Source organism: Microcoleus sp. AT3-A2 (assembly GCF_036705685.1).
Classification (GTDB): Bacteria; Cyanobacteriota; Cyanobacteriia; order Cyanobacteriales; family Microcoleaceae; genus Microcoleus.
In genome coordinates this window covers 16,981-42,886 of sequence record NZ_JAUBVF010000055.1, presented here as the reverse complement: position 1 = coordinate 42,886, position 25,906 = coordinate 16,981, and the positions used below count along the sequence as shown (strand labels likewise).

Genomic DNA, 25,906 nt, shown 5'->3' with positions numbered 1-25,906 from the left:
TTAATTGGGTCAACAGGTAAAAGATGAGTAAAATTACTCATTGACAATAGTGCTTTTAGCTTAACTTGTGAGTAATGCTTATAGCGCTTCTTGGGTAGATGAGGTAAACAATTCAACTGAAAAAGCTTGATAACACAGGGTTTTGGCTTACTCCATCTTTCTGAGAAAGGCTATACATAGGTTTACATCGGTCTTATGGAGCGGGTAGGATAAAAGTATGGCAACAATCGACATCCTAGGGGTTCGGCACGCTTACGATTTGACGGCTCCGACTGCAACTTCCCCGGTTCTGGTATTTGTCCACGGCTGGCTGTTAAGCCGCCACTACTGGCAACCTTTGACCGATCGCTTGGCATCAAACTATCAGTGCCTTACCTACGATTTGCGGGGGTTTGGCGATTCTCAATCCGACGGTGGCGTTCATCATGGGCATTCCGAACCGCTAAATTCCTGCTACACTCCCGCAGCTTACGCTCGCGATTTGGAACTTTTACTCGAAAAACTCGATATATCTTCTGCTTGGCTGGTGGGACACTCTCTGGGAGGTACGATCGCCCTTTGGGGAGCCAGCAAATTCTCCGATCGCGTTAAAGGCGTTGTCTGCATCAATGCAGGGGGCGGCATCTATCTTAAGGAAGAATTCGAGCGGTTTCGATCGGTCGGCAAGCAGCTAGTGAGAATGCGTCCCGGCTGGCTGCCTCGCTTGCCGTTAGCAGATTACGTGTTTGCCCACGATTCTGTAGCCCGCTCGATCGGCAGATCCTGGGGACGGCAGCGCTTAATAGATTTCGTGGGAGCTCATCCAGAGGCAGCTTTGGGGGCTTTATTGGACTCCACCACAGAAGCGGAGATTCACCTATTGCCACAAATTGTGTCCCAACTCAAGCAGCCTGTTTATTTTATTGCCGGCACTAAAGACAAAATTATGGAACCAAAATACGTGCTGCATTTGGCTAGCTTTCACTGGATGTTCCAAGGTTGCGGCGAGAATGTCCTTCAGCTACCCGATTGCGGCCATTTGGCAATGGTGGAACAGCCGGATGCAGTGGCTAGTTACCTGCAAAATATTCTTAAAGAACACACTTAAAGGGCATTTGCTAAAGCGAAACCGAGGAATGGGGCATTGGGCAAATCTCCGGTTCGGGGAAGCGAAGCTTCCCAAATAGAAAGTTACAAGTTAAAAGTTAAAACATTTTTCCCTGTTCATTCCCTCAACATCGATCCGTAAAATCACGTACACAATCCGTAAAATCACGTACATAATCTGTTGCTGAACTTCCTTCGCCTAAATCTGTTATCTTAAATAGATAACTCTGCCCGATCGCCCTTAAGGACAGAGCTTCTGACTCGATAGTGGCAAATTGTCTGAATACTAATTCTGCTTAAATATCTGTGCGCGTTAACCTCACCGATCGGCAACAACACATCCTTTGGGCAACGGTTCGCCACTACATAGCTACAGCGGAACCCGTTGGCTCAAAAGCTTTGGCTGATGAATTCAACCTCAGCGTCAGCCCAGCTACAATTCGCAATGCGATGGGGACTCTTGAAAAAGCTGGACTGCTTTATCAGCCCCACACTTCGGCAGGACGAGTCCCCTCTGACTCCGGCTACCGAATTTACGTAGACCAGTTGATTCAGCCCTCTGATACGCTGGCCCGCAAGGTGGAACAGGTACTAGACCAGCTCAATTGGTCGGACGGCCGCATGGACGCGGCACTCCGTGGCGCTGCTCAAATCCTGGCAACTATCAGCGGTTACATAGCCATGATCACCATACCGCAAACCAATATGGCTTGCTTGCGCCACTTGCAACTGGTGCAGCTAGAGCCGGGAAAGGTGATGCTGATCGTGGTGACGGATGCTTACGAAACTCAGTCGGTTTTGGTGCAGTTGCCGAGGGACGCAGAAGGTAACACGCCTGATGTCGAAATCGTCGATCGCCAGTTGCAGATTTTGTCGAATTTTTTGAACAGCAAGCTGCGGGGACGATCGCTCTCGGAACTCTCGGCTGTAGACTGGAGCGAGTTAGACCGGGACTTTGAGCTGTACGCTGAGTGGATGGGAACCATGCTGACTGCTTTGAGCAGCCGCCAAAGCAATCCAACCTACACGCGGATTTTGATCGGCGGTTTGGCAGAAGCGCTGCGCTTGCCTGAGTTTTCGCAGTTACAGCAAGTTCAAACCCTGGTGCAATTGCTCGAACAAGAGCAGGAACTGCTTTGGCCTTTGATTTTTGAATCGCCGGAGTTGGAGACGCCAGGGAAGCGGGTAACGGTGCGTATTGGTTCGGAAAATTCCTTAGAACCAATTCGTGGCTGTACTCTGATTTCTTCGACTTACCGCCGGGGATCAGTGCCGGTGGGTAGTGTTGGGGTTTTGGGGCCGACGCGGATGGTTTACGAAAATGCGATCGCGGTTGTGGAAGCTGCTGCTGATTATTTGTCAGAAGCTATTGGTGGAAATCGAGTTAGTTTTCCTGATGGCGATCGAGGGCGATCGGATAATCCCTTGTTAGATGCACCCTAATTTGATAGCCCTAAGCTTAACTGGCTTGGGGTTTTATTGTCTGTGGATGTACTCACAACCTTTAAAAACAGGGTTTGGTGACAAAAAACCTAGGCTTTTATCCTACATTCCACACCCTGGGGTATTATAAGCATAATTACGCAGAAAACTATATCTCCAAAGTAACAAATTATGCCTTTAAAAAGTTATTTAACCGTCAATATACGGTAATATAGTATAATTTATAGTTTTATTGCTGGATCAAAATAAGTAAAAACCGATAGTGACAGTTGAGGGTGCGGAATGTGGGTTTGATACTCTTTTTGGGGTAAGAAACTAAAGCTTCGCGCTTGACAAGAAAGTTTCGTAAACAACCCTGTTTCTCCGTCCATGAGCGGCTCGGAAAGTGGTAGGAGTTAGGGGCGATCGACCTTCCAGGGATCGAGAGAAAGATATGGCGATGGCGAGCGATCGGGCATTGACAGAAAGTGGTCGCGGAGCGTTAGTCCAACGGCGGGTTTAGCAGCCCAACTGACGAGTTTTGTTGCCAACCGGGTGGGCGGCTAAACCCGCTCTAGGGATAGCGGCTACGACCAATGAATAGATGAGGCGCGTACCCTGGGATCGTCGATTCCCAAGGCAGCAGAATGTCAAAATATTAAGACATTTTAGAGAGTTCGTCAAAAACAACTAAAAAAGATTAGTGTGGATAGGAAAGCAATATTTCTTTTGGGAATAGCCCGGGTTAGACAATTGCAAATAACTTGCAGTGAATTTGGCTTGATTGCTACTCCATAAAAAATTTAACCGCTGAGTTAAGATCGAAACGGAATTTAGGGAATTTTCTTTTAGCATTCAATGAAATCGACTGATAAAACTAAGAATACCTTTGCGATAACAACGCCTCTGTATTATGTAAACGATTTACCTCACGTTGGCAGCGCTTATACGACTATGGCTGCGGATGCCCTAGCCCGATTTGAGAGGCTGCGGGGCAAATCTGTTTTGCTGGTTACGGGGACGGACGAACACGGGCAGAAAATTCAGCGGACAGCCGAGAGTTTGGGACGATCGCCCCAAGCTCACTGCGATTCAGTGGTTCCGGCGTTTGAGGCGCTGTGGGAGCAACTCGACATCCAGTACGATCGCTTCATCCGCACAACTTCGCGGCGTCACGAGTACATTGTCAAAGAATTTTTCCAGCGCGTCTGGAACTCCGGTGACATCTACTTGAACCAGCAACAAGGCTGGTACTGCGTCTCCTGTGAAGAATTTAAGGATGAACGGGAATTGTTGCCGGGAAATCGGTGTTCTGTCCACACCAGCAAGGAAGTTGAGTGGCGCGACGAGGAAAATTACTTTTTTCGCCTGTCGCGGTATCAAGACCAACTGCTGGCATTGTACGCAGAACGTCCCGACTTCATCGCGCCGGAAAGCCGACGCAACGAAGTGCTCAGTTTCGTCAACTCTGGACTGCAAGACTTTTCGATTTCTAGAGTGAATCTAGCATGGGGTCTGCCAATGCCAGTTGACCCCAGTCACAGCATCTACGTCTGGTTTGACGCTTTGCTGGGATACGTCACCGCCTTGCTAGATCCGGACAGCGACCCGATGTTGGAGAATGCTTTATCTAAATGGTGGCCGGTTGACTTGCACTTGATCGGCAAAGATATTCTTCGCTTCCACGCAGTTTACTGGCCGGCAATGCTGATGTCAGCGAATCTACCGGTGCCGGGTCGCGTTTTCGCACATGGGTTTTTGACCAAAGACGGCAAAAAAATGGGGAAAACGGAGGGTAATACTTTAAACCCTGTTGAATTGGTCAACAAATACGGCGCTGATGCAGTACGTTACTATTTCCTCAAAGAAATTGAGTTCGGAGAGGACGGCGATTTTAACGAAACTCGGTTTATCAATATATTGAATGCTGAGCTAGCAAATGATTTGGGAAATTTGCTTAATCGTACCCTAAACATGGCTCGCAAATATTGCGGTGGCTCCGTACCGAATGTGTTGGCAGAAAACATTGACGGCGACAACCTTCTCAAGGCTATGAGCCGGGATTTGGGCGAGCAAGTAGCGAGTTTTTACGAAGACTTGGCTTTTAGCAAGGCTTGCGAAGCCGTGCTTGCATTAGTTCGAGCCGGGAACAAGTTTATTGACGTGCAAGCGCCTTGGAGTTTGTACAAGCAGGGACAGATCGAAAGTGTTGAACAAGTGCTATATTCTGTTCTGGAATCTGTTAGACTAGCATCTTACCTTTTATCGCCGATTATTCCGAATATCAGCAATGCTATCTATCAGCAGCTAGGTTTTTCAATTGACTTTAACGATCGGGTTACAGTTAACAGTTTAGCGAATTTTGCAGCTCATGCTGCCTGGGGCGCTTTGCCTGCAAACCAAACTCTGGGGGAACCCCAACCTGTTTTTAAGCGGATCGAACTGCTGTAAACAGTACCTTCATAGTTGGCAGCCAGCGCTCTGGGTGTTATGACAGACTACGAATTAGCAGTTATTTCCTTACCAATCTTTCATAAAAATTGAGGCATAACAATCATGTTGAATAGAATAGAAAGCAATGACCTTTTTACGCCGGAACAGGTGCTAGAAAATCGGGGTCGAGTAGCAATTTTTATTGACGGCTCTAACCTTTTTTACGCGGCTTTGCAGTTAGGAATTGAGATTGATTACACTAAGCTGCTGTGCCGTTTAACTGCGGGCTCGCGGCTGCTGCGCTCTTTCTTCTACACGGGTGTCGATCGCACAAACGAGAAACAGCAGGGGTTTTTGCTGTGGATGCGCCGCAACGGCTACCGGGTGATTTCTAAGGATTTGGTACAGTTGCCAGATGGTTCTAAGAAGGCGAATTTGGATGTAGAAATCGCTGTGGATATGATGGCTTTAGTGGGATCTTACGATACGGCGGTTCTGGTGAGCGGTGATGGCGATTTGGCTTATGCTGTGGATGCGGTGAGCTATCGCGGTGTGCGGGTTGAGGTGGTGAGTTTGCGATCGATGACGAGCGACAGTTTGATTAATGTAGCCGATCGCTATATCGATTTGGAGATGATTAAGGACGACATCCAAAAAACATCTCGCCCTAATTATGCTTACCGCCCTTTGTCGGGTCTGAGCTTGATGGAGGAACACGACGACAGATAGGGATTTGGTAATGGGTAATTGGTAACGGGGAATGGGTGATGGTTAATGGGTTGAATCCTTGAGAATTAGAAGTTAAAAATTTAGACCAAGTATGACACATTTTTAATTTTTGATTAATTGTTTTTCAAGACCCAATTATTAATTACCCATTACCCATTACCAATTCCCAATTACCAATGATTAATCTCAAATCCCAAATTCCGAATCTCAACTCCCCAAAATTGAGGCTGTTATTTTTAGCAGCACTGATTTTGGGGATTGGTGCTTGTGCGGTTCCGCAAGAGACTCAAAAAAACAAATTAGCTGAGGATCTCCAAACTGCTCAACAATCAAACAGCACTTTAACTTTGAACAAAGTAACCCTAGAACAAGCAAACGAAAAGGGCGAGACGTTCTGGAAAGTAAACTCGCAAAATGCCGTTTACAGCAAAGACAAAAAGATAGTTAACGTTCAGAAACCCGTGGGCAAATTGTTTCAGGACGGCAAAGAAATTTACGACATTCAGGGAGAAACGGGGCAGGTATTTCAGGAAGGAAATCAGGTTTTTCTCAAAGGTAACATAGTCGCTACTGACCTGAAAAATGGAGTGGTATTGCGGGGCAATGAGTTGGAGTGGCGGCCAAAGGAGGATATTTTAGTTGTCCGCAACAATTTGACGGGAGAGAACAAACAGGTGACGGCTTCAGCGAAGGAAGCGCGGGTTTTCAGCAGGGCTAAGAGGATGGAGTTATTCGGTTCGGTGGTGGCAAATGTTAAAGATCCGGTTTTGCAATTGCGAACCGAGCACTTAGTGTGGTTTGTGGAGCAACAAAAGGTAAACAGTGACCAACCGACTCAAATTGACAGATACAAAGATAAAATAGTAACAGACAGCGGTTTTGCCGACCAAGTAGATGTAGACTTAAAAACCAAGATTGCGACGCTGACAAAAAACGCTCAGTTGATGCCATCAGACCCGCCGCTGCAAATAGAAAGCAGTTTGATGAGTTGGAATTTTCCGGCGCAATCTGTGGTGTCGCCTGGGCCTGTGAAGGTTTTTCACCGCGTGGAAAAGGTGACGATGACTGGGGATACGGGTCGGGGAGATTTAGAGAAAAAAATCTTTTATTTGACGGGAAATGTGGTAGGAATCGGGGAAAAACGTCAAGCTCAATTAAATACCGATCGCGTAACTTGGTATTTAACTAATCAGACTTTTGATGCGGAAGGAAATGTGGTTTACAAGCAACTAAATCCGGTGTTTAATTTGACAGGGCCGAGGGCGGCGGGAGAGTTGAAAAATCAAACTGTGATTGTCAAAGGTGACGGTGGCGGCGGCCAAGTGGTTACGGAATTTGTACCGGACGAGTACAAGGGAACTTTGGGACAGCAATAATTGCGATCGCAGATGCGGGCAGATGAACACCCATAAACGCAAATCTAATTAAGATTAGATTGAGCAAGCAGGGGTTGGGATGACAACAAATTTACAAACAATTTTAGAAAGGCTGGATGAACCTATCTTAATTGACTGATTAAGTTGGAGAGAGTTTAATGCTGTTGAAAGGCATATCTCGCCTCCGGGGGGGTGCGGCTGTCGTTTTTAGATGGGGTGTGGGAGATTAGACTTAGGCCTGGAAGAAAAAACGAAACTGCCAAACAGCGGATTTCAACGCTATCTCGCTCAGCCCCCTATGTTTCCGGCGATCGTCCGTGCAGCCAAATCTTTTTAAGCTTCGCATCTGATTCAACATGAACTAATGGCAATGTTTAGTTTAGGGTTGATTGAGGCACTATGCACTCTACAGTATTAGGACTTACGCATAGATCCTCCAAACGCCTTGACCAATGGACTTTCAAGTGGCTGCCGGGAGCGGTTCCGCCTTTTTGAAGCGGTTTCTCCCTTTTTAAGCGTTGGTCTGAGGATCAGGATGGCTGTGGGTTTCAGACCGTATAATGCGTAAGTCCTGAATATAATTGTATGCTTAGATCACTTCATATTGAGGTCAAGACCTACAAGTAAATGGAAGTGTACTCAAGGTGTACTCAATATAGAGGGAATCAAGAATTTCCTTAGAGCTGACTTTAAAAGACCAAGGGTGAGCGACTGTCGTTATTGATACAATCCAAATACTAAAATGACTCCGCCATGACACTAAGCGCAAGTGAGAATGAACTTGCAAAAAACCCTCAAAAAATCCCGCTGCGCCTCGTCTTAGTCGTACCATTCGTCCTGCAAATCTTTGCTGCTGTGGGGCTGACAGGTTGGCTCTCGCTACGTAACGGCAAAACTGCCGTCAACAACGTTACTAGCCAATTACGAACAGAGGTACTCGCCCGCATCAATCAACAATTAAACACTTACTTGGAAACGCCCCATTTGGTCAATGCCATCAGCGCCGATGCCATTCGCCGCTTTGGATTATGGAATCCAGACAATATGGGTTCTATGAGAAGCTACTTCTACTGGCAGCTCAAGCAATTTTCCACTGTTAGTTACATCAGTTTTGGAGGGAAAAAAAAAGAATACGCGGGTGCTGGATATAAGGATGATGGCAGTGTGGTTATTGAAATAACCGATCGATCTACTAATTTTCTCAATACGATCGTCAAGGTAGATGGAGAGGGCAACCCGACTCAGTTTAAGGAAACCCACCCAGATTACGATCCCCGCATTCGGCCCTGGTATCAAGCTGCAAAAGTTGCAGGCAAACCCCAATGGAATAAAATTTATCAATATTATATTCAACCTAGCCTAGGAATCTCCGCTAGCCGACCTGTTTACGATAAAAATGGTACTTTTCGAGGAGTTGTAAGTACGGATCTATTTCTCTCAAAAATCGGCGACTTTCTCCAAACTTTAAAAATTGGTAGATCGGGAAAGACTTTCATCATCGAACGCTCTGGCTTGCTAGTGGCTTCTTCCACCGCCGAAAAGCCATTTATCAAAAGCCAAAATCGCCCACAAACGCAACGATTAAAAGCGATTGAAAGCAGTGTACCTTTGATCAAGGGTACAGCGCAACATTTAATAGAACGCTTTGGTAACTTTACCGAAATTGACAGCAACCAGCAACTAGACTTCATGCTAGATGGTCAGCGGGAATTCGTGCAAGTATCCCCATTCCAAGATGGTCGAGGTCTTGATTGGCTGATTGTTGTAGTCGTTCCAGAAGCCGACTTTATGGAACAGATTAATGCCAATACCCGCAGCACTATCCTACTCTGCATTTTAGCGTTAGTGCTAGCGACGTTGTTAGGAATCCTCGCCTCCCGCTGGATTACCCATCCTATTTTTATTTTGAGTAAAGCGAGTAAAGCGATCGCTAGCGGTCAATTAGACCAAAAAGTAGACGTAAATGGGATAGATGAACTGGGAGTTCTCGCTCAATCTTTTAACCAAATGGCACAGCAATTGCGCGAGTCTTTTGCTGCTTTAGAAAAGACCAACTCAGATCTAGAAAATCGAGTAGAAGAACGAACAAGTGAGCTAAAAGAGGCAAAAATTGCCGCTGATACTGCTAACCATGCCAAGAGCGAATTCCTCGCCAACATGAGCCATGAACTCCGCACACCCCTGAACGGAATTCTAGGATACTCTCAAATTATGGAACGCGATAAAACTACCACTCCTAAACAAAAAGATGCTATCCACATTATTCACCAGTGTGGTTCGCACTTACTCACGCTAATTAACGATATTTTAGACATTTCTAAAATTGAAGCCCGTAAAATGGAACTTTACAGTTCAAATTTTAATTTTTCTTCTTTTTTGATCGGGGTTTTGGAAATGTGCCACATCCGAGCTGAACAAAAAGAAATTACGTTTAATTATCAAGTCTTAAATCAACTTCCTAACGCTGTCAATGCTGATGAAAAACGACTGCGCCAAGTTTTGATTAACCTTTTGGGCAATGCTATTAAATTTACAGAAAAAGGTGGTGTTATTTTTAAGGTAGGCGTAATAGGTGAGGGGGAAGACTCCGACCAATCACAACTTACTAAAATTCGTTTCCATATCCAAGATACGGGGATTGGAATGGCACCAGAACAGTTAGAAAAAATATTTTTACCGTTTGAACAAGTCGGAAATAGCCAGCAGAAGGCAGAAGGCACTGGGTTAGGATTAGCGATCGCACAGAAAATTGTTCAACTGATGGGAGGCGAAATAAAAGTCGAAAGTATACTCGGTCAAGGCAGCATTTTTTACTTTGATTTAGAGTTGACTCAATCATCGGAATATATTGAGTACACTTCGAGAGAGAATTCAATCAATTTAACGGGATTTAAAGGAAATAAAAATAAGATCATGATAGTAGATGATCGATTTGAAAATCGAGGTTTTCTTATAAATCTTTTAGAGCCACTAGGTTTTCAAATCATGGAAGCTTGTGATGGAAAAGAGGGCTTAGATAAAGCTGCTGAGTTTAAACCTGATCTGATTATCACAGACTTAGTGATGCCAGTAATGGATGGATTTGAAATGTCGAGGCGCTTCCGAAAGTCATCAGAGTTTAAGGATGTAATATTGATAGCATCCAGCGCCAGCGTGTTTGAATTCGATCGGCAAAATAGCCAAGAAGCAGGTTGTAACGAGTTCCTATCAAAGCCTATCCAAGTAGAAGAATTGTTAGAAGTATTAAAGATTTACTTACAAATAGAATGGATTTACGAGCAACCTGCGGATTTGGCGATCGCACAGCAGGAAGGTTTCACTGATTTATTAAACGTTCAGAGTGATGAGCTTATGATACCGCCATCAGCAGAGCTGGTAGCGCTGTTTAATGCAGCTCGGATCGGCGATATTGAAGTGGTTGAGCAGGAAGCCAATAGACTCAAGCAGATAGACGGCAACTATATACCATTTGCTAATAAAATCTTGCAATTTGCCAAAAATTTTGAAGAAAAAGAACTACTAGCTTTTGTAAAAAAACATTTGGGCTAATAAAATGGTTAACAAAAAAGACAATGTAATTTTAATTGTTGACGATAACCCGAATAACCTAAAACTTCTGTTCGATTTTTTGAAGGAGTCAGGCTTCAAGGTTTTAGTAGCTAAGGATGGGGAAAGTGCTATTGATAAGCTACAACAAGTTTTGCCAGATATCATATTGTTAGATGTGATGATGCCGGGGATAGATGGGTTTGAAACCTGCTACCGCTTAAAAGCATCGGTGGCCACGAAAGATATCCCTGTGATTTTTATGACAGCTCTTACGGATCGCGTGGATAAGGTGAAAGGTCTGTCACTGGGGGCAGTAGATTATATTACCAAACCCTTTCAGCAAGAAGAGGTCCTAGCCCGCGTGCAAATACACCTGAGACTGCGAAATTTGACCAAGACGCTGGAAGAGCAAAATGTGCTTCTCAAAGAGGAAATTGAAGCGCGAAAAGAGGCGGAAGCGGCCTTGCAGAAACTCACTTCTGAGTTAGAGGAACGGGTGGCTTCTCAAACGGCTGAACTTAGACAAGCCTGCAACGAGCTTGAACAGGCTCAAGTTCAGTTGCTGGAAAGAGAAGAAAAATTAGGACATGATGCTTTTCACGACGCGCTAACGGAGTTGCCTAACCGCGCTTGGTTTATGAATCGGCTGCAACAGGCGATCGACTTGTCGTACAAACGTGAAGATTATTTATATGCGGTGCTATTTATTGACCTAGATCGCTTTAAAGTAGTGAATGATAGCCTCGGACATTTGGTTGGGGATCAATTACTAAAAAGCATTGCTCGTCAACTGCAAGTTTGTTTACGCCATACAGATGCAGTTGCGCGGTTTGGAGGAGATGAATTTGTGATATTGCTGGAAGATATTAAAGATATTGATGAACCAAACAGGGTAGCTGAACGCATCCAAAATCAATTAAGGCAGCCGTTTAATTTGAATAATTATGAAGTATTTACCGATATCAGCATTGGAATTATTGTTAGCACAATGGGTTACGATCGCCCAGAAGACGTACTCAGAGATGCAGATATCGCAATGTATTATGCTAAAGCTCAAGGTAGAGGGCGTTACGAAATTTTCGATCCAGCTATGCAAACTGTTGCGATGACGCGCTTGCAGTTGGAAAACGACTTGAGAAGGGCGATCGCGCTACAAGAATTTTGCGTTCATTACCAGCCAATTGTCTCCCTTTCTACGGGGCAACTGAGTGGCTTTGAAGCTTTGGTGCGCTGGCATCACCCATCTGGCATCCTCTACCCGCCTGCCGAGTTTATCCCTGTGGCTGAAGAAACTGGTTTGATCAATGAACTGGGGTGGTGGGTTTTGCAGGAAGCTTGTCACCAGATTAGTATTTGGCAGCAACAGTTTCCCCAAACACCTCCCTTGGCGATTAATGTCAATCTTTCCCCCGTGCAGCTCAAGCAAGTAAACCTAGTCAATCGAATTGAGGAGATTTTGCAGCAGACTGGCTTTCCAAGTTACTGTTTAAAATTAGAGATTACTGAAAGTTGCATTTTAGAAACAGTATCCAGGGAAGAAAAGATGTTGAAGCAGCTAAAAGCTCTAGGCATTCTGTTGTGTATCGATGACTTTGGCACGGGCTATTCTTCTTTAAGCCGCTTACACGAGTTTCCCATTGATACCTTAAAGATTGACCGCTCTTTTGTGAGCCGCATAGGGTTAGACAACAGCGGCGTAGAAATTATCCAGACAATTGTGACGCTGGCTCGCAGCCGAGGTATGGATATTGTGGCAGAAGGCATAGAAACGCCAACACAGCTACAGAAACTGCGAGAGTTGGGGTGTGAGTTGGGGCAAGGATATTTATTTTCTAGGCCTGTAGACAGCGAAAAGGCAACCGAACTATTAGGCTTAAAAGTAGGGCTAGCAAGCTGGCCTGACATCTAGTTTGCCTCGATAAATTTTATGAAACTCTTGTGGGACAGGCCCAAAAGCCTACTCTCATCATCATGCGAACTCAATTCTGCTGGGAATTAATAGTTAGTTTGGTGGGAATTAATAGTTAGTTTGGGTGGGATTTTTGGTATTTTATGAATTTATAAAATTTACGTCATGCCGGAACGTTAATTTTTAGGAATTCCTAGCGGGTTTACGCTCAGTAACACAGAATTTCCGATATTTTGATTCACTATTGTCTCGGACGATCGACTTTGAGTCGCACTCTTGCAGTGGATGCTGCCCCTTGGGGCGTGCGGAATCGGGGATTGCGAATTTGGTATCAAAAGCTCTCTAACGCCACACTCGCCTTAAATTCAACACAAATCCTGGCAATACGTCTTCCCCGGATAACTCGGCAGGATTGATTAATATTTCTACTTCTACTTGTTGTCGATAAATCTCTACCTGCCGGTTTTGCGGGTCAATCAACCAGCCCAATCTTGCGCCGTTGTCGATGTATTCCCGCATCTTAGTTTGAAGGGTGGAGAGACTATCAGATGCCGAGCGCAATTCTACTACAAAGTCTGGACACAGGGGAACGAAGCCTTGGCGCTGTTTTGGAGTTAGTGCCTCCCAGCGAGTTCGACTCACCCAGGAAGCGTCGGGAGAACGGCGAGCACCATTGGGGAGGATGAATCCAGTAGAAGAGTCAAAACCTTCTCCTAAATCCTCGTGTGCTTCGCACCAGCGATCAACTTGCCCGCTGATGCTGAGATTGCGGCTGCCTGATTCTCCTCCTGTGGGTGGATTCACTATTAATTCTCCTGCGGCGGTTCTCTCTAATCTCAAGTCGGGATTTGCCAATGCTAGGGCCTCGAATTGCTCGCTACTGACAACAATCCCGATCGCGTTTGGCAATTCTATAGATATGGTTTCTGGTTCAGTAAATATTTGTACCATATTCAATTCCAGTTTTTTTTAGATTGAACTCGGCAACAAAAAAAAGTTAAAAGACTCTCGCACGGGGTGGGGCGGGTTTAGGAGATTGTGTGTTTTAGGCAATTATGATCGGTGAACCCGCCCCTACAATTTTTTGACAATCGTGCAATATGTTTGACGCTTTCTACAACTGTCCGAAACCTTTTTTAGGCTTATCTTTTTTCTTTTTCTTCTTCTGCTGGGCACCCATATAGCCACGGGAACCGGGCTGCATTCCGGGGCCGCCCATTCCTGGCATTCCGGGCATTCCGGGTAATCCTCCCATTCCTGTAAAGTTGCCTTGACTCATTTGCTGCATCATAGTACGCATTTTCTGGAAATCGCTAACCAGTTTAGTTACGTCGTTTTCAGCGTAGCCTGCGCCTTTGCCGATGCGGCGGCGGCGGGATGGAGAACTTGCTAAAAGTTCGGGATTGCGGCGTTCTTCAACTGTCATCGAATTAATCATGGCTTCGGTGCGTTTTAGCTGCACTTCTCCCTGCCGCATTTGTTCGTCTGAAAGTTTGTTCATCCCCGGAATCATTTTCATGATGCCGCCGAGGGAACCCATATTTTTTAACAGTCTGGTTTGTTTGAGAAAGTCGGTAAAGTCAAACTTTGCCGTGAGCATTTTCTCTTGCATTTTTTCGGCATCGGCGATGTCGAATTCTTCTTGCGCTTTTTCTACTAGCGTCAAGACATCGCCCATGCCGAGTATTCTCGATGCCATGCGATCGGGATAAAATGGTTGCAAGGCTTCCACTTTTTCGCCGACGCCGACAAATTTAATCGGCGCGCCGGATATTTGCCGCACGGATAAGGCTGCACCGCCGCGGCTGTCACCGTCTAATTTGGTTAAGATTGCGCCGGTAATGCCGATTTGTTCGTGAAAGGTGCGGGTTAAATTGGCTGCTTCTTGGCCGGTCATGGCATCAACAACTAACAGCGTTTCGTGGGGTTGTACTGTTTGTTTGATGCGGCCCAATTCTGCCATCATGTCTTGGTCGATTTGCAGACGGCCTGCTGTATCGACGATGATGGTATCAATGCCGATTTGTTTGCCGTGTTCGATGCCTTGGCGGGCTATTTCTACGGGGTCAATGTCTTTGCCTAATTCAAATACTGGTACGTCGATTTGTTTGCCGAGGGTCAGCAATTGGTCGATCGCGGCTGGTCGATAAATGTCGGTTGCGACTAGCAGTGCGGTACGATTTTGTTTGCGGAGGTGGAGTGCTAGTTTGGCGGTAGCTGTGGTTTTCCCGGTTCCTTGCAAACCTGCCATCAGGATCACTGTGGGCCCGGAGTCTGCGGTGGCGAGAGGTACGTTGGTTTCCCCCATGACGCGCACGAGTTCGTCGTGGACGATTTTAATGAATTGTTGATCGGGACGGACGCCTGAAACGACTTCTGCGCCTTGTGCTTTTGCCGCTACCTCTGAGATGAAGTTTTTGACGACTTGGAGGTTGACATCGGCTTCCAGGAGGGCGCGGCGGACTTCTTTGAGGGCGTCTTGAATGTTGGACTCGGAGATTTTATTCTGTCCGCGCAGTTTTTTCCAGGTGGATTCGAGTCGATCGGCAAGGGCTTCAAACATAGGGCATTGTTGGCTAGTCAGTCTTTTTAATTTTAAGGCTAAATGGGGCTGTTTGGATGCAAGTTTTGGGAAAAGTTGGATGTTTTTATTTTTTAACCGCTGATGAACACGGATTAACGCGCTATGAGTTGGGATCTTTTGTTATATACTTACTGTCTATTAGTGATAATAATGCCTGCGATGATTAACAACGTACTAAAGAGATGAACTAAGGCGATCGGTTCATTGAGAATAAGCCGCGCACCAAGACCGCTAAAGACTGGAATCATGTAGTAAATTAAAGCTGTGCGGGAAGGGCCAATTAGGGCGATCGCCTGATTCCATGCGAGATAGGCCACTACTGAAGAAAGCACTCCAACGTAGAGCAATGCCCTCACGATGGCTGGATTAAAGACAACAGGATGATAAATCCAACATTCAAGGGCATATAAGGGTACTAAGAATAATAGCCCTAAACTAAAAGTACATAAGCTAAAGGTTGTGATGTGCATGGCCGATGGCTTGCGTTTGACTAACATGGTGTAGCCAGCGAAGATTATGGCAGCCAATAGCATATAAATATCGCCAAGGGCGAAAGAAATATTGAGTAATTTTTCTAAAGAACCTCCCGCGAGCAAAAGTATAACGCCGCTGACTGTGATCGCAATTCCCGCGAACCGCGTCAGAAATATAATTTCTCCATAAAAAATTCTAGACATTAGTACGATAAAAATAGGGGAAGAAGCAGCGATTAATGACAAGTTTGTGGCCTGTGTTGTGTGACCTGCAATATAGATTAATGTGTTAAAAGCAGTCACGCCTAAAAACCCCGATACAGCCAAGTATGGCAGATGTTTTTGTACCAATTTCCAGTCTGTAATTGTGGTTTTGATAGCGAATGGTGTCAGAGTTACAACAGCGATCGTCCATCGCCAAAAGGCTAGTCCTACGGGTAGAATATCTTGATTAAAAGCTCTGGCAACAATGAAGTTACCCGCCCATATTAAAGTAGCAACTACTGCTAAAAAATAACCCATTAGTATGAGAGAGTTAGGCTGTGATTTACCTAACTTCTCGCTACTTTTATAATTTTTATTATTCTTCATTATCATTTATGATATCGTTTGGAACTCGCTCGGTATTCGATCGACCTCCAGTATACCTAGCTCATCTGCCAGTGTTAAAACTTCGGCAATATCCATTTTAAGAATTCTGCAAAGTACGGTTGCCTATAGATAGATTGCCCGCTATATGTAGGGACACGGCAGTACCGTGTCCTCCGCAAAACTGCCGTGTCTCGTACCCGGAACTAACTCTATAGCCCGTCTAATTCCCTACAAATAACTAAGCCAAAAACTGGAATTGAGAACCGTTAACTGCCAAAGCAAACGGACTTGCTTGTTCAAATGCACCGATAAGTTCAAAGTTGTCCGTGTTTAAAACTATCCCCACAACTTGTCCGGTAATTATGTTTTCAATTACCATGTCGTTGATAATTCCGTCGTTATCGTAAGCAATCAAATTGTCGTCTTCAAAGAAAAGGTCTAACTCTGTTAAACCGTCCGTCAAACCGATGCGATCGCCCTCGTCAAAGTTAAAATCGGTAACGACATCTGCTCCATTTATACCAAATGCTTCATCGTTGCTTCTGAGGACGAATATGTCACCACCGAGGCCTCCCGTAAGCACGTCAACTCCCCGATCGCCCACCAAGAAATCGTCGCCCTCATTGCCGTCTAAATCGTCGTCTCCTTGCCCTCCCCGCAGGATATCGTTCCCGAACCCTCCGAAGATAAGGTCATTTCCGGCGTCGCCCCTAACTACGTCGTTGCCATCATTTCCATCCAGGAGATCGTCTTCTTTACCGCCGTAAATTATGTCATTTCCGCCGCCACCACCGATAATATCATTGCCGTTATTTCCTAACAGCCGTTCGTTGGAATCCGACGAACCTCCTATAGTATCGTTGCCGTCGAGTCCCCAAACTCCCCAGGGAAAAGACGACAAATTTCCATTCCCTACGTTAATCTCATCGGGTGTAGCGAATGCCAAAAGACGTGGGCCGCCGCCAGCAAATACAGGAAATCCCGTCACATCGCCAATGAGATTGTTAACCGTTAAAGCCATAACTATGTCCTTTCAAAAATCCTGTTAGCTATATTATATATGTTAATTCTTGCATTGCCAAATAGCAAGTTATATTGGAATTTTGGTCGCAAATATCCTTGCTAAGTTAGTGACAAGCAACCTGCTTGCCAATTATTAATTACCAATTACCAATTACCAATTACCAGGGCTGTGATTCATTCAACCCAAACTTGCTATATATCTCGCCTCAGAGTCAAATAGCATTAGTTGCTGACACTATCCGCTACTGTTTACCGCTTATAATGGGTGTTACCCTCCAGGCGGTAAACACGTTAATATCACCTATAACGTCGAGACTGAGAGGTTGTTTGTGAATAAAAGTAAAAGTCCCTGGGCCCATCGTCCGAGAAAAAACCCAGTTTCCGATACCCATACACAAACTTTACAAACAGGATATAAGCTCTTTACAAAGCCATAATCGCCGATCGCTGACATTTTTTGGCAAAATCCACTGCTTTCAGGTGTTTTACTCATGTCTACTCCTAAATCGTCTTCCCATCAAAACAACAACTCCGTAAAATCACTGCCAGCGACAGATATCGTCCCAACAAAGCAAGACAGTAAGAATCTGCCCAGCGAACCAAGTATAGAACAGCTACTGGAAGCTTTGGCGGGCCAAGTACCCAGTCAATCTTCTGAAATTGAACCCTTGAAAACGTGGAAACAAGATTTACAGCGATTGTTTCAATTTCTCGGCGATCGCCGCGTTTTAATCGCAGTAATGCAACCGGGAACTTTTGCCCTGCGGTACGCTAACGCAGCATTTTGCCGCTTGGCCGGTTGGGAGGAAACGTCCTTGGCAACTCAATCTATCAACGGTTTGTTTGCAGAAACCGACATCACTCTGCTGGAACTGTTCGAGGATTGGGGCGGCAAAACAGCAGAACAATTGTACCGCCGCCATCTTTTGCACTGGGTATTTAAGCAATATTATCAAATTGACATTGATGGTTTGCGGGTGCTAGAAGAACCTGTCACTGCGAGTGTAAAAAACCCCAAACACCGAGAGCCCAGATTTATAGAATTTTGGCTGGGTTCGGAACAGTTAAAAACTACTCGAATCGACTCAAAAATAGATGAATTCGCAGATATTTCTTTAAGATTAATGCCTGTTGCGGAACGGGAAGCTTGGCTGATGCAGCCGAATCAACTGGAAAATTTAGCCGATCGATTGCAGTTGGATAATTACCGCGTAGAAGGCTTGCTGTTGCTAGAAGGTTTTGATGTCACTGTGCAGGAGCAAATTCGCCGACTGACTCAGTTATTGATCGATCAAGATTCGATGCTGCGGCCAGACAAATTTGAGAAAATTGATCGGTGTTTGCGATCGCTTTTTAATGCTGACGGCACTTTGCTGCTGCGGCCCGACGGCGAACAGGTACAGCTATTAGTTGCAAAAGACGGCCAACATTTGCAGCCAATTCTTTATTCAATGAATTCTTTAGAAGCTTCTCACTTTTTGAAGGCCACAGCAGCAAATCAAGTTTGGAACGTGCCAGACTTGCGTAGGGAGTGCGAAACCGAGTGCGATCGAACTTTGCGGAGAATGGGAACTCGATCGATGCTGCTGGTGCCCCTGGTAGTCAAATCCGTCACCCGTGAGGGGTGCGGGGTGCGGATTTTGGGTGTTGTGGGGCTGTTGTGCGATCGGCCAAACCACTTCAACGGCATTGACACTCAACACGCCCAAGAACTCATTCCCGCCTTCATTGCAGCCCTGCGGCAAGCCATCCAAGAACGGTTTACCCACATTCACAACATCCACCCCGCAGTCGAATGGCGGTTCGCCCAAGAAGCAGAAAGGCGAAGTTGGGGACTACCTGCTGAAACAATCGTATTTGCTGATGTTCATCCGCTGTACGGAATTTCGGACATTCGCGGTTCTAGCGACGAAAGAAACCGAGCCATTCAAACTGATTTGCTCGAACAATTCCGCTTAGGTTTAGTCATAGCTGATGCCGTTTGCGAAACACAAATTACCCACCTCGGCGAGCAACTGCGGCTCGACTTGCTCGACTACATCCAGCATTTAAAACAAAAAGTAACAGTCGATATGGAGGTGCGAGCCGCCGAGTATTTAAACGAGCATTTAGAAGTATATTTTGACTATTTTGTGCAGTGCGGGCCCAAGGTTCAGGCAGCCGTTGAAGCTTACCAAGCAGCCTGTGAAAACGAACATAACTGCGTTTACAGCGATCGCAACCGCTACGACCAAATGCTGAACTTAATCAGCACCAAACTCCAGGAAACCTGGGCCCGCTGGCAAGAAAAAATGCAGCAAATTCTCCCCCACTACTGCGACATCGAATGCACCGACGGCATCGATCACATGATTTATGTAGGAAAATCGATCGATCCCAAATTTAGCCAGTTTCACCTGCACAGTTTGCGGTACGAACAACTGCGAGCTATTTGCGATTGTGGCCGCACAGTTTTTCGCCTACAAGCCGAGTCTCAAATCAATATGGAACTCGCACATTTAGTCTTAGTGCAGAATACCACGATCGACATTTTTCACAACGAAAACACCGAAAAAATGTTTGATGTCAAAGGCACTCGCGACATTCGCTACGAACTTGTGAAAAAGCGGATCGAAAAAGCCGTTGACAAAGACGCACAAGAGCGAATTACCCAGTCGGGAATGTTGACTGTTGTTTATTCCACGGAGGAAGAGTGGGAAGAATATCAGCAATACTTGCGCTACTTGTCTCGCGAAGGTTGGGTAGAGCCAAAAGTTCAGACTGGCATGGTAGAATCACAACAAGGAGTTAGCGGTTTAAAATTCGCCCGCGTGCGTATTCTGCCTGACCCGGAATCTATTTCTACTATCTGTGAAGTTACAGTAGTCAGCGATTGAGAACCTGTTCAATTGCCTATTTGAGACCCAGTGCGATCGCTCCCATCTCCGGCTGTTTTAGGCCCAGTGCGATCGCTCCCATCCCCCTGAAAAACTTTGCAGCCAAAGCATTCGGGACTCACACACAAGACCAATATTACATTTTAAATGTTGGTTGACACAAATGATCAAGCCCACATTTTCACTTAGTTTATATTCCGTGTGATTGGAAATCGCCAAATACACGATCAAAATCACACTTAATTTAGATTAAGTAGTGTTAACCTAATGATAATTAGCTCCTGTAATTTATAAGTTAAGTTATGTTAAACTTATCAGAATACCAAATAAATTCTACTCTGCACGAAGGCGTCGAAACAATCATCTATCGCGGACAAACACCGAGAAAAGCGGCACCAGAAATTCTGAAAGTCCTCAAAGCCGAATATCCCACCCTCGAAGCCATTACCAGGCTCAAACACGAATATCAAATCCGCCAAAATTTAGACAGCGAACAAATCGTCAAAGCCATCAGTATCGAAACATTCGACCACCGATTAGGCATCGTTTTAGAAGACTTTGGCGGCGAATCCCTCGCAAAACTGCTGGAAAGAGAAACCTTGAGCCTGCAAGCCAAGTTACACATCGCCATCCAAATAGTCAAAGCCTTACAATACCTGCATTTTCATCACATTATTCACAAAGACATCAAACCCAGCAACATCATAATTAACTCGCAAACAAAACAAGTAAAAATCACCGACTTCGGCATTGCTACAAAACTCAACAAAGAAAATCCGCAATTTAACAATCCCAACTCAGTCGAAGGCACATTAGCCTATATGTCACCCGAACAAACCGGGAGAATGAACCGCACCCTCGACTACCGCACAGACTTTTATTCCCTTGGTATCACATTATATGAAATGCTGGCAGGAAAATTGCCTTTCTGCAGCAACGACCCCTTAGAAGTAGTTTATAGCCACATTGCAGTTCAACCAATATATCCCCATCAAACCAATTCAGAAATACCTGTCGCCATCTCAGAGATAGTGATGAAATTAATGGCAAAGAATGCCGAAGATAGATATCAAAGTGCTGCCGGATTGTTAGCCGACTTAGAAATTTCTTTGGATCAGTTAGAAACCACCGGACAAATTGCCGACTTCATCCCCGGACGCTTAGATATTCTCAGCCAATTGTTAATCCCCCAAAAATTGTATGGTAGAGAACAACAAGTCAACGAACTATTAGCAGCATTTGAACGTGTAGGGGCGGGTTCACCCAAATCTTTGCAACCCAACCTAAATACAGAAAAATCCGCCCGCCCCAATGCAGAAACCCTTTCAGTCGCATCTTTTCCACCAAACCAAAATACAGAAAAATTCGCCCATTGCCAAAGCGAACTAATGCTAGTATCAGGCTACTCAGGCATCGGTAAATCAGCCGTAGTCAACGAAGTTAGCAAACCAATTACCAGGTCAAAAGGTTACTTCATCAGCGGCAAATTTGACCAACTAAAACGCAACATTCCTTATGCCTCATTAATCCAAGCATTTAACTCCTTGCTGCGACAATTGCTAACAGAAAGTGCTGTTTCCTTAGAAATATGGCGCACTAAAATTTTAACAGCAGTGGGAACAGACGGCCAAGTAATTGCCGACGTAATTCCAAAAGTTGAATTAATCATCGGCAAGCAGCCAGAAGTCCCAGAACTCGCCCCTGTAGAATCCCAAAATCGATTCAATCGGGTATTCAAAGAATTTATTCGCGTTTTCGCCCAAAAAGAACACCCCCTAGTTATCTTTTTAGACGATTTGCAGTGGGCCGATTCAGCAACATTAAAGTTGATGCAAATACTGATCACTGACCCTGACCAAGAATATTTGTTGCTAATCGGTGCCTATCGAGACAATGAAGTTAGTCCGACCCACCCCTTAATTCAGACTGTAGAAGAAATTGAAAAAACTGGTACAATAGTCAACAATATCGTGTTGCAACCGCTAGATTTAGCAAATGTGACGGAATTAGTCACTGAAACACTTAACACTTGCAAAGAAAAAGTAACAAATCTAGCCGAGTTAATCTGGAATAAAACGGGCGGCAATCCTTTTTTCTTGACCCAATTACTCCAAGCACTTTATCAAGACTCTCTTTTGAAATTTGAATTTAATCACATTATAAATGAGGGAAGTCAAGGTGGCTGGTATTGGAGTATCGATGAAATCCAAGCCATTGGAATCACCGATAAAAGTGTGGTGGAACTGGTAGCTTCTCGCATTGAAAAGCTGCCCACAGCCACGCAAGAAGTGTTGAAGCTAGCAGCTTGCGTGGGAGATAAATTTGCTTTAGATGTGCTGTCACTTGTTAGCGAAAAGTCAGCTAATACTACAGCAACTGAACTTTATTCAGCTTTGCAATCCGGGTTAATTCTGCCATTGAGCGATGCTTATCGCATTCCTTTAGTTTTCGATCGAGCCGAATCAATCAATCTCAAGTTAGACACTTCGCGGGTTAGTTACAAATTTTTGCACGATCGCGTTCAGCAAGCCGCATATTCGCTAATTCCCGAAGACCAAAAGCAATCCACCCATTTAAAAATCGGTCAATTACTGTTACAGAATACTCCACCCGACAAGCTAGAAGAAAACATCTTTGATATCGTCAATCAGTTGAATGTCGGAATTGACACGATTAGCCAACACTCGGAAAAAACTCAGTTGGCACAATTAAATTTAACTGCTGGACGCAAGGCAAAAGCTGCTGCTGCGTATGAAGCTGCTGTTAGGTATTTGCGGGTTGCTATGGAATTATTGCCAGCGGATTCTTGGCAAAGTCACTATGACTTAACGTTAGCCATTTACGAGTCAACTGCAGAAGCTGAATACTTAAATACCAACTATGAGAATTCAAAAAAATTGGTTGATATTGTAGTCCAAAAAGCTAAAAGCTTACTGGAAAAAGTGAATGTTTATCAACTTCAAATTCAGTCTTATAACGCTCAGACTAGACTTGTAGAAGCCCTCAATACAGGACTGGAAGTGCTGAAGCTGTTAGGTATTTCTTTTCCTCAAAATCCCCACGCGCTAAATATTGTGGCGGCACTGAGTAATACTAAACTGAGCTTGGGATTCAAACGAATTGAGGATTTAGCTAACTTGCCAGAAATGATTGATCCCGAAAAACAAGCAGCCATGCGGATTTTATCAGGGATTCTCAGCAGTGCTCTTCAGGGCAAACCCCGCCTGGTACCGCTAGTGGCATCTAGGATGGTCAAGCTGTGCATTAAATATGGTAATTCGCCTTATGCGAGTAATGCCTACGTTTTTTATGGCGTAGTTATGTACAAGCTAGGGGACAGTAGTTCGGCATACCAATTCGGTCAACTGGCAATTAGGCTGTTAGACAAATTTCCCTCCCGTTCAATCAAAAGTAGAGTTTATACAGTCTTTGGTTCTTTTATTAACCACTGGAAAGCCTCTGTCAAGTCAGGGTTAGGCGATCTCAAAGAAGGTTTTCAAGCTGGAATAGAAAGTGGAGAGTTGGAATATGCTGGTTATTCTATAGGTGAATATTGCCTAAAAAAACTGTCGATTGGAGAGCCTCTAGATTTGGTGGAGCAGGAGACTGGTAAATATATGAAACTAATGCAGCAATCTCAACTTGAAATGGCGGTACAGTATATAAGTATAGGGAGGCAGACAGCCCTAAATTTGCGCGGTCAATCTGTCGAACCCTGCCATTTAGTCGGCGATAACTTTAATGAATTAAAAACGCTCCCCGTTTTAATAGAATCTAAAAACTTTTTTTTAGTTAGTTTGGTTTATAATGCCAAAACTCAGCTTAATTTTATTTTCAGAAACTACGCGCAAGCCTTGGAAGCTTCAAGGTTATTTGAGAAATATGAAGAAGTCGCAGCCGGAATTTATGTAGTTTCCCTGAATAATTTTTACTCCTCTCTCAGTCTGCTCGCTTTGTATCCCCAAGCTGACAAAGGGGAGCAAAAGCCATATCTAAAAAAAATTGTACAAAACCAAAAAAAGATGAAAAAATGTGCCGTTGATGCTCCGATGAATTATCAACACAAATACGACTTGGTAGCAGCGGAAACAGCGCGAGTTTTAGGGCAAAATACTGAAGCAATGGAATTGTACGATCGCGCAATTGATGGAGCAGCCAAAAACGGTTACATTCAAGAGGAAGCATTAGCCTATGAATTAGCAGGAGAATTTTATCAAGCTTTGGGTAAAGAGATAGTTTCGCAAGCATATCTGACTAAAGCTTATTATGGATATATCCATTGGGGAGCCATAGCTAAAGTTAAACACTTAGAATCAACACATCCTTTCTTAGCAGCACAGACGCGCACAATTCAAACCCCAACCCTAGATGTCACCCGCACTGCCACCGGAAATACTACCAGTAGTAGTTTAGGCGATTTCTTAGACTTAGCTACTTTTATTAAGTCGGCGCAAGCCATTAACGGTGAAATTGTTCTAGAAAAATTGTTGACCAAATTAATCAAAATTATTTTAGAAAATGCGGCGGCTCAAAAAGTAGTGCTGCTGCTGCTGAAAAACGATATTCTCTGCATAGAAGCTACTGGGAATTTTGCGGAGGATAAAGTGACAATTTTACAGTCTATTCCCGTAGAAAATTATCAAGATATTCCCCTGTCTGTGATTAATTATGTATACAGCAGTCAAAAGCATCTGGTTTTAGACAATGCGACTGTCGCCGAACCTTTTAATGTAGATACCTACATTCAGAAATATCAACCCAAATCAATTCTCTGTTTGCCGATTATTTATCAATCTCAGCGGCGCGGAATAATTTATCTAGAAAATGCTTTGACGGTAGGAGCTTTTACAGCAGAGAGAGTAGAAGTATTCAAAGTGTTAATTTCTCAAGTTGCTATTGCTGTAGAGAATGCTGGTTTGTACGCGCGCGAGAAAGAAAAATCTCAACAGTTAGAAAAATCTTTCAATGAATTGCAACAGGCGCAACTGCAACTGATTCAAAGCGAAAAAATGTCTGCTCTCGGCAACTTGATTGCAGGGGTTGCTCACGAAATTAACAATCCGCTTGGTTTTATTGCGGGCAATCTTGATGCTGCTGCTGAGGCGAGCTTAGATTTGATTGATTGCTTACAACTTTACCAAGAAAAATTTCCTAATCCAGGAAATGAGTTAGAAGATAAAGCATCGGAGATTGATTTAGAATATTTGATCGAAGATTTGCCGAAAATGCTTTTATCTATGAAATCAGGTACAGAACGCATCCGCAATATTAGCAAGTCTTTGCGGACTTTTTCCCGCGCTGACAGTGCGAATAAAGTATTAGCAAATATTCATGAGGGCATCGACAGCACTTTGATGATTTTACAGTATCGTCTGAAAGCTAAAGATACTCGCCCCGCGATTAAAGTTATCAAAGAATACGGAGATATCCCGCCAGTTAAATGTTATTTTGGGCAACTGAATCAGGTATTTATGAATTTGCTGGCAAATGCGATCGAGTGTTTTGACGAATTCAATCAGGGTCGCACTTACGCAGAAATTGAAGCTTTACCGAATACGATCGCCATTATCACTCAACTCTCGGAGGATAACAACAGCGTGGTGATTACAATCAAAGATAACGGTCAAGGGATGTCATCGGAGCTCAAGTCGAAAATATTTGACCATCTATTTACTACCAAAGGAGTAGGGAAAGGTACGGGTTTGGGGTTGTCTATCAGCCGCCAAATTGTGGAAGAAACCCATGGCGGTAAACTAACTTGTGAATCAGTGCTGGGAGAAGGTTCGGAATTTGCGATCGCCCTTCCCGTGAATTAAGATTATGGAACTATGGCGTGTTTTAAAACCCGGAGATCC

13 protein-coding genes are annotated in these 25,906 nt (G+C 44.5%); 9 read left to right on the top strand and 4 right to left on the bottom strand.

Going from position 1 to position 25,906, the window contains the following annotated elements:
• Positions 1–217: 217 nt before the first annotated feature.
• The 7 genes from QUB37_RS23395 to QUB37_RS23365 all read left to right on the top strand — a co-directional run bounded on the left by QUB37_RS23395 (position 218) and on the right by QUB37_RS23365 (position 12,504).
• Positions 218–1,087, top strand: coding sequence for an alpha/beta hydrolase (locus tag QUB37_RS23395; protein WP_333166695.1), 870 nt, complete (start codon positions 218–220; stop codon positions 1,085–1,087).
• Between the two features lie 299 nt (positions 1,088–1,386).
• Positions 1,387–2,529, top strand: coding sequence for a heat-inducible transcriptional repressor HrcA (gene hrcA, locus QUB37_RS23390; RefSeq protein WP_445251234.1), 1,143 nt, complete (start codon positions 1,387–1,389; stop codon positions 2,527–2,529).
• Between the two features lie 837 nt (positions 2,530–3,366).
• A complete protein-coding gene (gene metG, locus QUB37_RS23385; protein WP_333166689.1) occupies positions 3,367–4,959 on the top strand; it encodes a methionine--tRNA ligase in 1,593 nt (530 codons plus the stop codon).
• 105 nt (positions 4,960–5,064) lie between these two features.
• Entirely contained in the window at positions 5,065–5,670 is a 606-nt protein-coding gene (locus tag QUB37_RS23380; protein ID WP_006631885.1) for a LabA-like NYN domain-containing protein, read from the top strand.
• Positions 5,671–5,846: 176 nt separating this feature from the next.
• Positions 5,847–7,046 carry an LPS export ABC transporter periplasmic protein LptC gene (lptC, locus tag QUB37_RS23375; protein WP_333166686.1) on the top strand — a complete coding sequence of 400 codons (1,200 nt, stop codon included), beginning with the start codon at positions 5,847–5,849 and terminating at the stop codon, positions 7,044–7,046.
• Positions 7,047–7,799: 753 nt separating this feature from the next.
• Positions 7,800–10,595 (top strand): ATP-binding protein, encoded by a 2,796-nt coding sequence (locus QUB37_RS23370; RefSeq protein WP_333166683.1) that lies wholly within the window; start codon positions 7,800–7,802, stop codon positions 10,593–10,595.
• 4 nt (positions 10,596–10,599) lie between these two features.
• Positions 10,600–12,504, top strand: coding sequence for an EAL domain-containing protein (locus QUB37_RS23365; RefSeq protein WP_333166680.1), 1,905 nt, complete (start codon positions 10,600–10,602; stop codon positions 12,502–12,504).
• Between the two features lie 342 nt (positions 12,505–12,846).
• Here the strand turns inward: QUB37_RS23365 and QUB37_RS23360 are convergent, their stop codons facing one another.
• The 4 genes from QUB37_RS23360 to QUB37_RS23345 all read right to left on the bottom strand — a co-directional run bounded on the left by QUB37_RS23360 (position 12,847) and on the right by QUB37_RS23345 (position 17,173).
• Positions 12,847–13,455, bottom strand: a complete 609-nt coding sequence (locus QUB37_RS23360) for a Uma2 family endonuclease (RefSeq protein ID WP_333166677.1) — start codon at positions 13,453–13,455, stop codon at positions 12,847–12,849.
• A gap of 163 nt (positions 13,456–13,618) precedes the next feature.
• Positions 13,619–15,067, bottom strand: coding sequence for a signal recognition particle protein (gene ffh / locus QUB37_RS23355; RefSeq protein WP_333166674.1), 1,449 nt, complete (start codon positions 15,065–15,067; stop codon positions 13,619–13,621).
• 149 nt (positions 15,068–15,216) lie between these two features.
• Positions 15,217–16,152 carry a DMT family transporter gene (locus QUB37_RS23350; protein ID WP_333166671.1) on the bottom strand — a complete coding sequence of 312 codons (936 nt, stop codon included), beginning with the start codon at positions 16,150–16,152 and terminating at the stop codon, positions 15,217–15,219.
• Positions 16,153–16,390: 238 nt separating this feature from the next.
• Positions 16,391–17,173, bottom strand: a complete 783-nt coding sequence (locus QUB37_RS23345) for a calcium-binding protein (protein ID WP_333166668.1) — start codon at positions 17,171–17,173, stop codon at positions 16,391–16,393.
• Positions 17,174–17,666: 493 nt separating this feature from the next.
• Here QUB37_RS23345 and QUB37_RS23340 point away from each other — a divergent pair, with 493 nt between their 5' ends.
• Both QUB37_RS23340 and QUB37_RS23335 read left to right on the top strand, forming a co-directional pair.
• On the top strand, positions 17,667–20,051 hold the full coding sequence (locus QUB37_RS23340; RefSeq protein WP_333166666.1) for a GAF domain-containing protein: 2,385 nt from the start codon (positions 17,667–17,669) through the stop codon (positions 20,049–20,051).
• 302 nt (positions 20,052–20,353) lie between these two features.
• On the top strand, positions 20,354–25,867 hold the full coding sequence (locus QUB37_RS23335; protein ID WP_333166664.1) for an AAA family ATPase: 5,514 nt from the start codon (positions 20,354–20,356) through the stop codon (positions 25,865–25,867).
• The last annotated feature ends 39 nt before the right edge of the window (positions 25,868–25,906 follow it).